Source organism: Vibrio sp. 2130-1 (assembly GCF_033339515.1).
Genome location: NZ_JAWOUT010000331.1, coordinates 1 through 671, shown reverse-complemented (window position 1 = coordinate 671; position 671 = coordinate 1). Strand labels below are relative to the sequence as shown.

Sequence of the window (671 nt, the reverse complement as noted above, 5' to 3'; positions counted from 1 at the left end):
GTGGATTAGGTGTTATGGCGCTTGGCTTGGCGAAAGCTAGCCAAGAGCCGGTAGCCGTTATCGTGACTTCTGGCACTGCGGTCGCAAACTTGTTGCCTGCGGTAGCAGAAGCTAAATTAACGGGCGAAAAACTGGTTTTGCTTACTGCTGACCGCCCTGTTGAACTCGTCGGTTGTGGCGCAAACCAAGCAATTAATCAGCTTGGGATTTTTTCGCATCATGTATCGGCAAATTTGAACTTGCCAAGTCCGAGTTTAAATACGCCGCTCAACTGGTTACTCACTTCGGTTGATGAGGTGATGTTTAACCAGCAGTTACATGGCAGCGCGGTTCACATTAACTGCGCCTTTCCTGAGCCGCTGTATTCTGACGGGGAAAAAAGCGCTTACCAAAGCTACCTGAACAGTGTCGAAGCGTGGCGCAAAGGCGGTCAAACATATACTCAACGATTTGTCAGCCCATCATTCCGTGACATTCCATTTTGTGCTGATAGAAAAGGAGTGGTTGTTATTGGCAGCTTACTTGCTGATCACGCGCAAGCGGCAAAAGCGTTTGCACAGCAAATGGGGTGGCCTGTATTGGCGGATCCGCAAAGTGGAGTTAGCTCCGATTGGTCACATTATGATTTGTGGTTACAACAGCCTAAGTTGGCCAGCCAACTCGACGAATGT

Annotated in this window: 1 protein-coding gene; it reads left to right on the top strand. The window is 49.2% G+C overall.

The features are described 5' to 3' along the window. Positions 1-671: thiamine pyrophosphate-binding protein (locus R7Q09_RS26035; protein ID WP_318143931.1), on the top strand; the 671-nt coding region annotated here is incomplete at both ends.